Genomic DNA, 12,915 nt, shown 5'->3' with positions numbered 1-12,915 from the left:
ATATAGGGAGCGGCAAAGCCGCGACAAGGAGTCGGTGTTGCAGAGATGCAATACGGCTGCAGTGATGTTGCGCCGGTGCCGGAACTTTCCGGTGCCGGCCTTCAGATCATTGCCATGCCGCCATTCACATGCAGTGTCTGGCCGGTGACATAGCCCGCCTCGCGGCTGGCGAGGAACACCACGGCAGCGGCGACGTCGTCGCCCGTCCCCATCGCACCCGACGGAATCTTAGACAGGATGGCAGCACGCTGCTGATCGTTCAGCGCATCGGTCATGGCCGACGCCATGAAGCCTGGAGCGACACAGTTCACCGTGATGTTGCGAGTGGCGAGTTCCTGGGCGACCGCCTTGCTCATCCCGACAAGCCCGGCCTTCGATGCCACGTAATTCGCCTGTCCCGGATTGCCCGTCTGACCGACCACCGAAGTGACACTGATGATGCGGCCGTAGCGCGCCTTCATCATCGGCTTTGCCGCCGCGCGCATCAGGCGGAAGGCCGCTTCGAGATTGATCGCGATGACGCTTTCGAACTCCTCGTCCTTCATCCGCATCAGCAGATTGTCGCGCGTCACGCCGGCATTGTTGACGAGGATGTCGAGCTTGCCGCCAAGCGCGTCCACCGCCTGCGGCACCAGCGCATCGACCGCGGCGCCGTCGGACAGGTTGCACGGAAGCGCGACATGGTCGCCGCCGAGCCCGGCGCGAAAGGACTCGAGCTTGTCGGCATTGGACCCGCTCACCGCCAGCCGTGCGCCCTGCGCCGCAAGCGCCTTGGCGATGGCGCTGCCGAGCCCTCCCGAAGCGCCGGTCACGAGCGCGGTCATTCCTTCGAGCGAAAACATCATGCGATCTCCTTGGCGAGGGCTTCGACGTCTTCCATCATCACCACGCTCGTGATCCTGGCGTCCGGCGCGATCCGCTTGACCATCGCACCCAATACCTTGCCGCCGATCTCGACGAATTCCTCGACCCCGGCAGCGCGCATTTCCTTGATGCTCTCGCGCCAGCGGACCATGCCGGTCACCTGCTCGACCAGCAGCTCGCGGATGCGGTCGGGATCGGTGACCGGCGCGGCAATGACATTGGCGTAGAGCGGCACCGCCGGCGCCTTGATGTCGGTGTCGCCAAGCGCCTCGGCCATCAAGTCGGCTGCGGGTTGCATCAGCGGGCAGTGGAAGGGTGCCGAGACGGGCAGCAGCACCGCGCGCTTGGCGCCATGATCCTTGGCGACGGCGATCGCGCGCTCGATCGCCGCGCGGTGGCCGGAGATGACGACTTGCGACGGGTCGTTGTCGTTGGCGACGGTGCAAACTTCGCCTTGCGCTGCGGCGGACGCAATCGCCTGCGCCTTGTCGAGGTCGGCGCCAAGCAGCGCCGCCATCGCGCCCACGCCCACCGGCACGGCCGCCTGCATCGCCTGCCCGCGCTTCTTCAGCAGCAGGGCAGTAGTGGAAAGGTCGAAGCTTCCGGCGGCGCACAGCGCGCTATATTCGCCAAGCGAGTGGCCCGCGACGAAGTCGGCCTTCGCGCCGAGGTCCAGCCCGAGCGTTCGCAGCACAGCGATGCTGTGCGCCATGATCGCGGGCTGTGCGTTTTCGGTAAGCGTCAGCTCGGCTTCCGGCCCTTCGCGCATCAGCCGGAACAGATGCTGCCCGAGTGCCTCATCGACTTCCGCGAACACGTCCTTGGCAGCGCGGCTCGCGTCGGCCAGTGCCGCGCCCATTCCGACCGACTGGCTGCCTTGTCCCGGGAAAAGAAATGCGCGCATCAAATACTCTGTTGCTGCTAGTGATCGGACGGGGGCTAGGCGCGTGCGGCGCCAATGCCAAGATGTTGGGGGAAGCAAATGACTGTTGAGGCCGAAGGTCACCTGCATCTTGCAGCGGACGTTCCGCCCCCACCCCCGCCGCCGCCACCTGCCAAGCGACTGGGACGGATGATGAGCCTGGCGATGGTGGTCGGCACGATCGTCGGCTCGGGCATCTACGTTCTGCCGGCACAGGTCGCTCCGTTCGGGGCCAATCTCGTGCTTGCCTTCGTGCTGACGGGCGCCGGCACCTTTTTGCTCGCGCTCTGCATGGCGCGGCTTGCCGGAGCATTGCCGGGTGGGCCGTACAGCCATGTCGCCTCGGCGTTCGGTGATCGTGCCGCCTTCATCGCCATGTGGAGCAGCATGCTCTCACAGGTGACCGGTGCAGCCGCCACTGCCATCGCTGTCGGAGGAGCGATCGGGGTTGCCGTTCCGGCGCTCGCCTCACCGGTTTCGATCACCGTCATCGGCCTCGTGACATTGCTCGTGCTGGCGCTGGTCCAGTCGCGCGGCGCGCGATCGGCCGGGCGGGTCCAAGTGACGGCGGCGCTGATCAAGCTGGTCCCGCTGGTCCTGGTGCTTCTCCTCGTCCTGCTGCTGGTCGCGCGCGGAGGATCGGTCCAGCCGCTGGCCCCGGTCCCGCTCACTCTGACCGCGACGATCGCCGCCGCCGCCCTCATGCTTTTCGCCTTCACGGGGTTCGAAGCGGGTACGATCAGCGCGAATGTCACCGACAATGCGCAGGAATCGGTGCCTTCCGCGACCATCCGGGGAACGGCGTTTGTCGCGATGCTCTATCTTGCCGCAACGCTCGCGGTGCTGTGGCTCTTGCCGAGTGCGATTGCCGCGGCCTCGCCCACTCCTATCGCCGATGCGATCGCGCCCAGCTTCGGGCCCTCGGCGCGGACCCTGGTTGCGCTGGTCGGGGCGGTCAGCGCGCTCGGCACCTGCAACGCGCTGATCCTGCTTTCCGTCGAGGTTGCCCGCGCGCTTGCCAATGCGGGCGACCTTCCTGCCTCCTTCGCTGCAATTGACAGCAATGGCGTGTCGCGCCGCAGCCTGGTCGCGGCGGTGCTTCTCGCCATGGCGATGGTGGCCGGCAGCGTCAGCGAGAATTTCCTCAGCGCCTTCAACTTCGTCGCGCTGGTTTCCGCCGTCGGAGCGCTGGTCCTGTATCTTGCCTGCGCGGCGGTGGCGTGGCGGCTGCAGGTGGTCGGCGCCGCCGTCGCGGTCCCGGCGCTGCTTTATTCGGTCGCGATGTTCTGGGGGTCGGGCGGTGAAGCCGTACTGTGGGCCGCGCTGCTGGCCGTCGCGGGCCTGCCGATCCGCTGGTTCAGCCGACGTGCCAGTGCGCGGGCGGAGCAGGCAGCCGCGCCTCCGGAACCAGTCGCCTGAGTTTCTTCGCGAAGCTGCGCAGCGCCACTTCCGATCGTCCAAGCGGCCCTGGCTCATAGGAAGGTGAGCGCATGCCCTGCTGCACCCGCCCGATCAGCGCGGTGTCCTCGGCATTGACCCGCCGGTTGATGCGCCAATTGAGGTAACGCGACGCCCTCATTGTCCGACGCTCGTCGGGCAGCGCATAGCTGATTTCCCGAATGACGGTCTGCTCGGCGGTCACCGGCAGGAACTGCATGAAGTCAACTTGGTCGGGATAGATGTCGAAAGCGGTGTTCGGCCACAGCTTGAAGTAAAGCCACTTGCGGCGATGGCTGGACGGCAGATGCCCCGCTTCCGGCAGCATCTGCTGATAGGCCCGCTCCGAAAGATTGCTCGAAGGCCGCTCGACAAGATCGCCCTCCATCCGGTCGACATGCTCATGCGCCTCGACCCTGTACCCCCGTCCGAATAGGCGCGTCAGGCCCGGGTGGCCGACGGCGATGTGGAGCGCGTCCGAATAATTGTCGGCGATGGTCTTCCAATTGAGATCGCGGGATCGCAGCGTCACGCGTCCAATCGCGCTCAACTCCTCGAAACGATAAGGCGCGACCTCGTCTTCGAAGGGCGCCATCATGTCGGCAACGGTCGGAGCGCCGGGCTCGAGGGTCACGAACAGGAAACCGCGCCAATTCTCGAGCGTGACCGGCTTGAGGCCAAGCCGCGACCTGTCGAGCCCGGGGTAATCTTCGGACTGGGGCACGGCAACGAGGCGTCCGTCGCGGGCATAGCTCCAGGCGTGGTAGGGGCAGGTCAGCAGCCTGACGCAGCCGCCGTTTCCATCGAGCAGGCGAGACCCGCGATGCCGGCAGACATTGGCAAAGGCGCGTACGACCCCGTCGTCGCCGCGGACGACGATGATGCTCTCGCCAAGGAACTCAAGGCTGCGCCATGCGCCAGGCTCGGCGATCTCGTTCTGGTGGCAGACGATCTGGGGCACGGCACGAAGAAACGCCTTCTGCTCGGCCGCGAAGAAGGCCGGATGCCAGTAGAGCCAGCCGGGCAAGCTCACGTCGTCGAGCGGGTCGGCGGCCGGGCGCAGCCGGGTGGCCAAGCCTAGCCGCGTCCCATCAGCGACAGCACTTCCTTGCGGCTCCGCTCATCCGAGCGAAACGTGCCCATCATCCGGCTGGTCGTCATCAGCACGCCCGGCGTATTGACCCCGCGCGCCGTCATGCAGGCGTGGGTCGCCTCGATCACGACTGCCACGCCCTTGGGCTGGAGATGCTCGCAGATGCAGTCGGCGACTTCCGCGGTCAGGCGTTCCTGGACCTGCAGGCGGCGGGCAAAGCCGTGCAGCACCCGCGCGAGCTTGGAAATGCCGACCACCCGCGTGTTCGGCAGGTAGGCGATATGCGCCTTGCCGATGATCGGCGCCATGTGATGTTCGCAATGCGACTGGAAAGGAATGTCCTTCAGCAGCACGATTTCGTCATAACCGCCCACTTCCTCGAACGTGCGGTAAAGGTGCGCGGCAGGGTCCTCCTCGTAACCCCGGGCATATTCCTTCCACGCCCGCGCCACGCGAGCCGGCGTATCGAGAAGTCCCTCGCGGTCGGGATCGTCCCCGGCCCAGCGGATCAGGGTTCGAACCGCCTCGGCCACTTCGTCGGGCACCGCGATCTTGGGAGCCGGCGCGACCAGGTCGCCGTCGGGTGGGCTGTCAGCCATGGCTCAGCAATTCCTTGTGAATGTCCGAAGCGACCGCTTCGGCCTGACCACGAATATCGGGAACCGCAACGATCTCCCAATACATGCCTTTGGTCAGCGGCCCGAGCGCCCACAGCGAGGGCCCAGCTTTGCTTCGCTCATCGACTTCGAGGCCGAGCGAGAGGGAATCGAAGCTGATCTCGCCGTCGGCCAGCAATGCGCGAAGGAGCGGGTCGGCCGTGCGCCTGATATCGCCCAGAGGTCCGGTGCAATTGAAAGCGGTGGCGACGCGGCGGACGCTCTCCCGCCCGTCACGCCGCGCGATGCTAATTTCGAGCTCGTCGGCCGAGGCCTGCATTGAAGCGACGCGGCCGGCAATGATGTCGAGCTGGCCGGCGGCAATCATTCCCTTGATCTGCTCGGCGACCTGCGGCGCGATACGGTGGCGGTGGACGTCCCACTGCGGCCGCGCATGGCGCAGGAACCGGCGGCGATCGGCGTGCGGGAGGCTGCGCCAGATCGCGAGACTATGCGGTCTGATCGCATCGACGGCGGCCCGGAAGCCGACTTCGGCCGACCGGATGCGCAACCAGCGCCAGAGGGCCATGAGGCTGCCAAGCGGAACCTCTTCGAGGCTGACGGGCGACGGTGCTCCAGGGGGACTGACGTGGGCGCGAGGGACAAGGCCCCGACGCGACACCGCGGTGATCCGGCCCTCATGCCCTGCGGCGGCGAGGCTCAGCACCACGTCGATCATGGTCAGCCCGGTGCCGAGGATCAGGACGTCGCTCTGGCTTTCCGCCGCGCGCGCGATGGCGACTTCCGCAGCGTCGCTCCACGGGTTGTTGACGAACCGCTGCTCCGGCAATCCGTCGGAACCCGGGAACGGGGCTGGCGGCTGATTGCCAAGCGCGAGCACCAGTGCGGAGGCGGCAACCTTGGCGCCGTCCGACAAGGTGACGGTCCAGCCACCCTCGTCCCGCTCTGCGTCGACCGCCATTCCCCCAGCCCGCTTCACCAGTGGCGCAGCCGCAAGCTGTTCCTCGACGTAGCGCCCGAATTCGCGCCGTTCGGCGAAAGTTGTGCCGTCATCGCCGCTCCACGTCGCGAAATGCGCAGGGTCGGCCGGCCACGCGCTCATCTTGGCGGTGACGACGTTGAGGATGTGAACAGGCTGGCGCGTGGAATAGGCAAGGCCGCGCCCGAACCGTTCCGCGGTGTCGATGAGAAGCGCGGGAATACCCCGCGCGGACAGGTGCGCGGCGGTCATCGCTCCTGCGAAACCACCACCGATAATCGCGACAGGCCGGCCGTCGGCCGGCTCAGATCTCATAATCGGGCCAGGCGTGGGGATCGGGAGCAGCGGCCTTGCGCCGCGTCATATAATCGTAGAGCCCCATCACCGTGCGGCCGGCGGTCTCGGTGAACAGCGCCGGGACGACGGCGTGGACCAGGCAGGCCGCGCCTCCGCCGATCATCCTGAGGCCGATCGCCACCGCGCCGACGCCGTGGCCGGCCCAGCTCATGCCGAGCGTACGAGGGTGGTCGAGGAACAGCCGGCCTAACATTCTTGTCGCCTCCCCTGGCGTATCTGGTGACCCCGACTGTATCTCTTAGTTCAGAGCAACCAATTGAATTCATTACAAAAAACCAAAAGTCGAAGATGTACTTACTGCTTTTACTACTGCAAACTTCGGGAGATGACATGGGACAATATGAGACAGCATGACACGAGTTCGACTAAGCAGCGTGCGCGTCAGGCTGCTCGGAGATTTCCCACTTGATGAGAGTACCGATCAGGGCCTCGAAATCATCGTCTAAAACATGCCGAACATAGCGGACGGGAATGGCGGCGATTTCAGCAATCTCTCGTGCCGTAAGCACCTTTGCCGCAAAGAGCTCTCGGAGCTTGTCGCGCGGCTTGGCTGGGACCAGAACAGCAAGCGCGAAATAGATGCGTACTCGATCGTTCAGGAAGGAACCCCCAAAGGGCTCATCTTCATCGGCGGTACGCAGCTCCGGCGGGATGGAGAACTTCTCAAACAGGTTGTTAACAGCTTCAGGGCTGGCAGCAGTGAGCCTGTCGCAGTCAGTAATGTGCAAGAGTTCCTTGACCGCGACCAAGCGCTGCCAAGCTTCGCTTTCTTCTCCCATCTCCCGCGGAATAATGATGCGCGAGTGGAATGTGGGATGTGCGTAGGGAGCGCTATGCGTCGTGTACCTGTAGAGCAGACCCCGGACTTTATCCTTGTCCATTTTCACGAAATGGAACTCGATCTCGTCCTGGACTCCAATCTCGATCAGCTTATCGCGGACGGCATTAACGTCGATGTGCAGCTGGGTGACGTTCTGGTCGAACCAATCCAAAAGCTTCTGAACAATCATCGACGCGTCTCAAAAGAAAAGCCCGGAGGCGAGCCTCCGGGCTTAGCGTGTAGCCTGATTCAACGCAAACTACAGAGCGGCTAGATCCACTCTCTTTGCGTTCGGATCTTCCGGGAAATCCTTGTGAACCTCGGACATGCCTAGGAAGACCTGAGTAAGGGCAAAGTGGACCTCGCTGCGCAGATCCGCTTCACTAACCTCAGGAGCATCACCCCGACACAGCTTTAGGTTTACAAGCTTCCGGTCGCCTCCAAAGAGAAGGCCGGCCAGAGCGTCATGTTTTGCATTCATTTCACCAGCCTCCTTTCTATTCTCTCTAGTAGCAATTTCCGACTGAGCGGCCGGGTAAGAGAAAACTGATCCACATGCCGCGTTCGCTTCAAGCAATCGTGGACCATTCGACATCATCTTCCCCATCTTACTGATAATAATTTACAAAACCGCGCAACCAGTTCTGCAAATGTTCCACTCGAATCAAATTGTCTGTGCAGACATGTGTGCTATGTCCAAGCGAGCAGCAACCACTTTGCGACGAGTTGAAGATAGTTTTCGACGAGTGGAAGCGCAACAACATTGACACAAAAATTTTTCGGCGTATGGGGCGGCGCCCCTTAACGGGGCCTGACGTAAAGTCAAGTACAGCACTTCCGTCCCATCGCGGTGTGCTCTGCCAGCCACAACACAACCTGAAAACCGGCAACAAGATCCGGCGGGGTGCCGCTATGCAGCCTAAAAGTCTGCATCAAGCAAATGAGAACCAGGGTGGGATTCGAACCAGTGACTGCCAGGATTCGAACTGACCGGAAAAGCTTTTGAATTCTAAGTAGTTGATATCGAGTCGTTTTCCGCGAACCCGCAGTAACTCACACCCCGAAGGCAACCTACTGCAAAATCTACTGTAAGCAGCACTCAGCTTAGGAAAGTGGCGAACCAACCTTCCCAAGCTAAGTGTATGAATTTTGAGAGTAATTTCAGAACCAGACTGGTTAAATCTGGTATCTGGATACCTTTGGTGACCCCGACTGGATTCGAACCAGTGGCCTACGGATTAGGAATCCGGCGCTCTATCCTGCTGAGCTACGGGGCCTTCAGCGCGTCTCTTAGAGGATGGCGGCGCCGAAGATCAACGAGTGAGCGCCCTCAGGCGCGCTCGACCGGCGGAATGGACCGACGATGGCTGAGAGCCGGAACCCGGCTGCGCACCTCGGTGATCCGGCCGAGCTCGATATCAGCAAAGCCAAGCCCCGGCGCACCGTCCATCTGCAGCAGCAGTTCGCCCCAGGGTCCCGCGACGAGGCTGTGCCCGTAAGTCTCGCGCCCGTCCTCATGCTTGCCGGCCTGCGCGGCGGCGACGATGAACAGTCCTGCTTCGATCGCTCGGGCACGCAGCAGCACTTCCCAATGCGCCTGGCCGGTCGGGACCGTGAAGGCCGCAGGCACGGCGATCGTCTCTGCCCCCGCTTCCGCCAAAGCAGAGAACAGGGCCGGGAAGCGCAGGTCGTAGCAGATGGTGAGGCCAAGGCGACCGACCGGTGTGCCCTCGATTACGACGGTCCGGTTGCCGCGGGCATAGCTCGCCGATTCACGCCAGCTTTCGCCCGTGGGCAGGTCCACGTCGAACAGGTGAATCTTGTCGTAGGTGCCGCGAATCTCGCCCGCGGGATCGATCACGAAAGCGCGATTGGCGAGCAGCCCGTCCTCGCGCCTGATCGCAAGGCTGCCAAGGTGAACCCACATGCCCTCGCGCGCCGCAGCGTCGCGCACCGCGGCCAGAACACGGTCATCCGCCTCGCTGCTGAGGTTCCGGGCGGCCCGGGCGCGATCGCGATCGAGTAGGCCGCTCATCTCGGGGGTGAACAGCATGTCCGCGCCGCCCGCCCGCGCCTGCCGCACGGCCTCGATCAGCGCCTCGGCATTGTGCGCCGGATCGATCCCGGTCTGTGCCTGGAGCAGCGCGATCCGGCTCATGCGGCGAGAAGCTGGTCCAGCCGCCCTTCCCGCTCGAGCGCGAACAGGTCGTCGCAGCCGCCGACGTGGCGTCCATCGATGAAGATCTGGGGAACGGTCATGCGTCCCGCCCGCTCAATCATTTCCTCGCGCTTGGGCCCGCCAGCATCGAGATTATAGGTCACCGCCGTGATGCCCTTGCCGCGCAGCAAGGCTTCGGCACGGATGCAGTACGGGCAGGTGGTCTTCAGATACATTTCGACATTGGCCACGGCGCTCATGCTCCCAACAGATTCTGGTCTGCCCCTTAGATAGAAGCCGCGGCGCGGTTCGCCACCCTCAGCGCAAGACACGGGCGAACGCGAGCAGTTCAACCTTCGCCGCGCCAGCCGTGCGGAGCACCCGGGCGCAGGCTTCGGCGGTGGCGCCGGTCGTCATCACGTCATCGATCAAGATGAAGCTGCGACCCTTGATAACCGCGCCGGGCCGAAGGGCGAAGGCGCGCTCGACGGTCTTGCGCCGCTGGCTCGGGTTAAGGCCCTTGAGCTTGGGCGTCGCGACCGTGCGGCGCAAAAGATCTGGTTCGAACGGACGGCCCATCGCCTTGGCGATCAGGACGGACTGGTTGAACCCTCTCCCCCACAGCCGCCAGCGGTGCAGGGGAACCGGGACCAGCACCGAGGCGGGGTCGAGGTCCATCAGCGGGCGCTTCATCAGGCCAGCCATGGTCCGCGCCAGCGCCACCTTGCGCCCGTATTTGAGGCGCATGGCGATCGAGCGCGGGACGTCGCCATAGGCAAGCGCCGCGCGTGTGCGAGCGAGCGGTCCACTGCCCTGCTCGCAGGCGCGGCACTCTTCGACCTCGCCTGGCGATAACGGCAGGCCGCAGCCGGCGCATCCGCCGCCAAGGAAGTCGAGGGTTCCCCAGCAGTCGCCGCAGAAGAGGTCCACCTGGCCGACGATCTCGCCGCAGCCGGGGCAGCGCGGCGGAAGCGCGAAGTCGAGGAGCCAGCCCCCTACCCGTTTGAGCCCATGCGTTGCGACCACCGCTTCCATCCACCCCTTGTCCGTCAGCTTGCGCACTCCCACAAGAGGGGCATGGCCGATGCCCTGTTCGACGAGAAAGCCCGCCGGTTGCGGTGGCGGCGTGCACTGTCCCGCGACACCCGCCCATTTCTGGCCGAACGCGTAATCGACGAGTGGCGTGAGCGGCTTGCCCTTGTCACCCGACGGTTCGATCGGGTGCTGGTGACCGGGGTGCCGCCTGCGCTTCGCACCCGACTGGCGTCGATCGGCGGGGAGGTTCGCTTCGCCGACACCATCGACGCACTTGCCGACGAAACCGAAAGCAGCCTCGATCTCATCGCCGTCATGGGGGAGCTGGAGGGTCGCGACGAATTGCCCGTCCTGTTGCGGGTCATCGCGTCACGCCTCGCGCCGGGTGGATTGCTGGCGGGAGCGATGGCCGGGGGGAACAGCCTGCCGGCCCTACGTGCGGCGCTCCACGCGGCCGACCGTGACAGCGGCGCCTTTGCCGCGCGAAGCCATCCGCGAGTCGAGCCGGGCGCGCTGGCAACCCTGCTGTCAGCGGCAGGACTTGCCGACGCGGTGGTCGACGTCGATCGCTTGACCCTCCGCTACCGCAGCCTCGACCGGCTGATCGGCGACCTGCGCGATCATGGCGCAACCAATGCCCTTCTTGCCCGACCGCGCAGCAGCCTTGGGAAGTCACGCTGGGCGACGGCCCGGACCGCCTTCGCGTCGGCAGGCGACGGAACCGCCACCGAAGAGCGGATCGAGATCCTCCATTACGCCGCCTGGACACCTAGCACGCAAAAAGCTGCTTAACGGACAGGCAAGGACATGATGCGGAAGGTTCGTTAACCTTGGGTCTTTAGCACCATCGTCGTGGACGTGGACCAGAGGAGGGTGGCTTGGACGCTATCCTGATGATGTTGCGCAAGTTGCGCGCTGACCAGAGCGGCGCAACGGCGATCGAATACGGCTTGATAGCAGCCCTGCTTGCAGTGGCCTGCATCTCCGGCATGTCCACCCTTGGTGGTGGATCGAACGGCCTGTGGGGCAAGATCGGCGGCTTCGTCGATGGCGCAACCAACAAGGTCAACTAGGCGCCGGAAAGCCAGGAAAGATCAGTGAAGGGAGCGGCCGGTGCCATCAAGGCACCGACCATTACCCATATCAGCCGTCGGTCAGCGGCGCTGGCCGAAGACGACCAGTTTGACCTTCTGGCCTGGGACCAGCCGCGCGTTCGCCGGCAGGCCGTTCAGGGACAGGAAGCGCTCGGCCTGGAAGTTTGAATAGGCCATCCGGCCCGCCAGGCTCTGGACCGTATCGCCGCCACGGACGGTGTAGACGTCGATCACCCGCGGGCGAATGGCCGCCGCCTCCTGGGCGGAGATGCGGCGCAGCGAATTCACCATCGACGCAAACTGCCCGATGCCCTGCCCGCCTCGGGTCAGCATCGTGAAGTCGTAAGCGGTGTTCTGGTCGAATGCGTATGCGAAGACGCTGACATCGACGATGCCGTTCGACGTCTGCGCGCGACCGACGACATATTCGGCCGGGATACCGTTCACGGTGGTGCGATTGTTGTCCACGATCTGCACCTGCGTCCGGCCACCGGTCAGTTCCTGGAGGCGCTGCTGGATATAGGCCTGCAGATTGCCCGAGAAGCGGCCGGTCTTGAACTGGGCCTGCCCGCCGGACCCCTCGATGGAAACCGCGTCCGAACCGTTCTGCATCAGGTAACCGGTCGGGACCGTGAAGGCGAGGCGAAGGTCGGGATGCACGAAGGTGCGACCCTCAATCATCCCCTGCGCGGGGTCGTCATCGACGTACACGCCCTCGAGCTGCGCCAAGAACTGGTCGCGATTGTGAAGGCCGGTGCCATAGCGGCCCGTTCCGCGCGCCATCTGATTGGCTTGCGAGACCCGGTTTTCGGAAAGCGGGTGGGTGCTCGCCCATTCGGGGGTTGAACGGCTGTCGCGCCCCTGCACGCGCGCTTCAAGCGCGGTTGCGCGGCCAAGCGCGGCAAGCATGGTCGACGAGCCTGCCGGGTCGTAGCCCGCCCGTGTCATGTAGCTGATGCCGAGCCGATCGGCGTCATATTCCTGCGCGCGGCTGAACTTCAGCGTATTGAGCTGAGAACCCGTCTGGGCAAGCTGACCGATCGCATTGCCGATGCCGCCGCCAATGACCGAGCCGAGGATGGCGCCGAGGATACCGCCGATGGCATTGCGCTGCGACGCGGACTCGCGGGCCTGCGCATGGTTGGCCGCAACGTGGCCGGTCTCGTGACCAAGGACGAAGGCCAGTTCCGCCTCGTCGTTCATCAGCCCCATCAGCTGGCGCGTGATGTAAACGTAACCGCCCGGAACAGCGAAAGCGTTCTCGACAGCCGAGTTCAGCGTGGTGAAGCGATACGAGCCCGGATTGACGCCCGAATAAGCCGCGACCCGGCGACCGACGCTGTCGACATAGGCGCCGCGAGGTCCGGTGTCGGCGCCGCCGAACTCCTGGACGACCGCGGGATGCTGCTGCTGCGCTTCCTGGACGTAGCGGGCCGGCAGGTTGCGGACGGCGGTCTGGGCGGAGAGCGCCACGGGCGCCGAGACGACCGCTGCAGCACTGAGGAAAAACAAGGTCTTGCGCATGGTTTCTACCCTAGA

General features: G+C 64.6%; 14 protein-coding genes and 1 tRNA gene. 3 read left to right on the top strand and 12 right to left on the bottom strand.

What is annotated here, in order from left to right:
* Positions 1 to 101 precede the first annotated feature (101 nt).
* Both fabG and fabD read right to left on the bottom strand, forming a co-directional pair.
* The gene (gene fabG / locus ABD729_RS11040) at positions 102 to 842 is read right to left on the bottom strand and encodes a 3-oxoacyl-[acyl-carrier-protein] reductase (protein WP_344711425.1); all 741 of its coding nucleotides are present in this window, start codon (positions 840 to 842) and stop codon (positions 102 to 104) included.
* A complete protein-coding gene (gene fabD / locus ABD729_RS11035; protein ID WP_344710295.1) occupies positions 842 to 1,768 on the bottom strand; it encodes an ACP S-malonyltransferase in 927 nt (308 codons plus the stop codon). The genes fabG and fabD overlap by 1 nt, the downstream gene beginning before the upstream one ends.
* A 78-nt stretch (positions 1,769 to 1,846) precedes the next feature.
* Between fabD and ABD729_RS11030 the strand changes: the two genes are divergently transcribed.
* The gene (locus tag ABD729_RS11030) at positions 1,847 to 3,205 is read left to right on the top strand and encodes an APC family permease (RefSeq protein WP_344710294.1); all 1,359 of its coding nucleotides are present in this window, start codon (positions 1,847 to 1,849) and stop codon (positions 3,203 to 3,205) included.
* Here ABD729_RS11030 and ABD729_RS11025 read toward each other — a convergent pair.
* The 9 genes from ABD729_RS11025 to ABD729_RS10985 all read right to left on the bottom strand — a co-directional run bounded on the left by ABD729_RS11025 (position 3,144) and on the right by ABD729_RS10985 (position 10,309).
* Complete coding sequence (locus ABD729_RS11025) at positions 3,144 to 4,298, bottom strand: aromatic ring-hydroxylating oxygenase subunit alpha (protein ID WP_344710293.1); 1,155 nt, start codon at positions 4,296 to 4,298, stop codon at positions 3,144 to 3,146. The two genes, ABD729_RS11030 and ABD729_RS11025, sit on opposite strands and share 62 nt — an antisense overlap.
* A 2-nt stretch (positions 4,299 to 4,300) precedes the next feature.
* Positions 4,301 to 4,915: a GTP cyclohydrolase I FolE gene (gene folE, locus ABD729_RS11020; RefSeq protein ID WP_344710292.1), complete on the bottom strand. Its 615-nt coding sequence runs from the start codon at positions 4,913 to 4,915 to the stop codon at positions 4,301 to 4,303.
* Positions 4,908 to 6,227, bottom strand: coding sequence for an FAD/NAD(P)-binding protein (locus tag ABD729_RS11015; RefSeq protein WP_344710291.1), 1,320 nt, complete (start codon positions 6,225 to 6,227; stop codon positions 4,908 to 4,910). The genes folE and ABD729_RS11015 overlap by 8 nt, the downstream gene beginning before the upstream one ends.
* Positions 6,217 to 6,462 carry a DUF6356 family protein gene (locus tag ABD729_RS11010; RefSeq protein WP_344710290.1) on the bottom strand — a complete coding sequence of 82 codons (246 nt, stop codon included), beginning with the start codon at positions 6,460 to 6,462 and terminating at the stop codon, positions 6,217 to 6,219. The genes ABD729_RS11015 and ABD729_RS11010 overlap by 11 nt, the downstream gene beginning before the upstream one ends.
* 172 nt (positions 6,463 to 6,634) lie before the next feature.
* The gene (locus tag ABD729_RS11005) at positions 6,635 to 7,279 is read right to left on the bottom strand and encodes a hypothetical protein (protein WP_344710289.1); all 645 of its coding nucleotides are present in this window, start codon (positions 7,277 to 7,279) and stop codon (positions 6,635 to 6,637) included.
* A 1,010-nt stretch (positions 7,280 to 8,289) separates the two neighbouring features.
* A tRNA-Arg gene (locus ABD729_RS11000) sits at positions 8,290 to 8,366 on the bottom strand.
* Between the two features lie 53 nt (positions 8,367 to 8,419).
* Positions 8,420 to 9,247 (bottom strand): carbon-nitrogen hydrolase family protein, encoded by an 828-nt coding sequence (locus tag ABD729_RS10995; RefSeq protein ID WP_344710288.1) that lies wholly within the window; start codon positions 9,245 to 9,247, stop codon positions 8,420 to 8,422.
* On the bottom strand, positions 9,244 to 9,498 hold the full coding sequence (gene grxC, locus ABD729_RS10990; protein WP_344711423.1) for a glutaredoxin 3: 255 nt from the start codon (positions 9,496 to 9,498) through the stop codon (positions 9,244 to 9,246). The genes ABD729_RS10995 and grxC overlap by 4 nt, the downstream gene beginning before the upstream one ends.
* 67 nt (positions 9,499 to 9,565) lie before the next feature.
* Positions 9,566 to 10,309: a ComF family protein gene (locus ABD729_RS10985; protein WP_344710287.1), complete on the bottom strand. Its 744-nt coding sequence runs from the start codon at positions 10,307 to 10,309 to the stop codon at positions 9,566 to 9,568.
* Positions 10,310 to 10,324: 15 nt separating this feature from the next.
* Between ABD729_RS10985 and ABD729_RS10980 the strand changes: the two genes are divergently transcribed.
* Together ABD729_RS10980 and ABD729_RS10975 are read left to right on the top strand one after the other, a co-directional pair.
* Positions 10,325 to 11,074, top strand: a complete 750-nt coding sequence (locus ABD729_RS10980) for a hypothetical protein (RefSeq protein ID WP_344710286.1) — start codon at positions 10,325 to 10,327, stop codon at positions 11,072 to 11,074.
* 98 nt (positions 11,075 to 11,172) lie between these two features.
* A complete protein-coding gene (locus ABD729_RS10975; protein WP_344711421.1) occupies positions 11,173 to 11,355 on the top strand; it encodes a Flp family type IVb pilin in 183 nt (60 codons plus the stop codon).
* Between the two features lie 81 nt (positions 11,356 to 11,436).
* Here the strand turns inward: ABD729_RS10975 and ABD729_RS10970 are convergent, their stop codons facing one another.
* A complete protein-coding gene (locus ABD729_RS10970; protein WP_344710285.1) occupies positions 11,437 to 12,900 on the bottom strand; it encodes a M48 family metalloprotease in 1,464 nt (487 codons plus the stop codon).
* Between the last annotated feature and the right edge of the window lie 15 nt (positions 12,901 to 12,915).

Origin of the sequence: Sphingomonas humi, assembly GCF_039536725.1 — a bacterium.
GTDB classification, from domain to species: domain Bacteria; phylum Pseudomonadota; class Alphaproteobacteria; order Sphingomonadales; family Sphingomonadaceae; genus Sphingomicrobium; species Sphingomicrobium humi.
The sequence above is the reverse complement of the archived record's forward strand: the minus strand, read 5'-3'. Positions and strand labels throughout refer to the sequence as shown.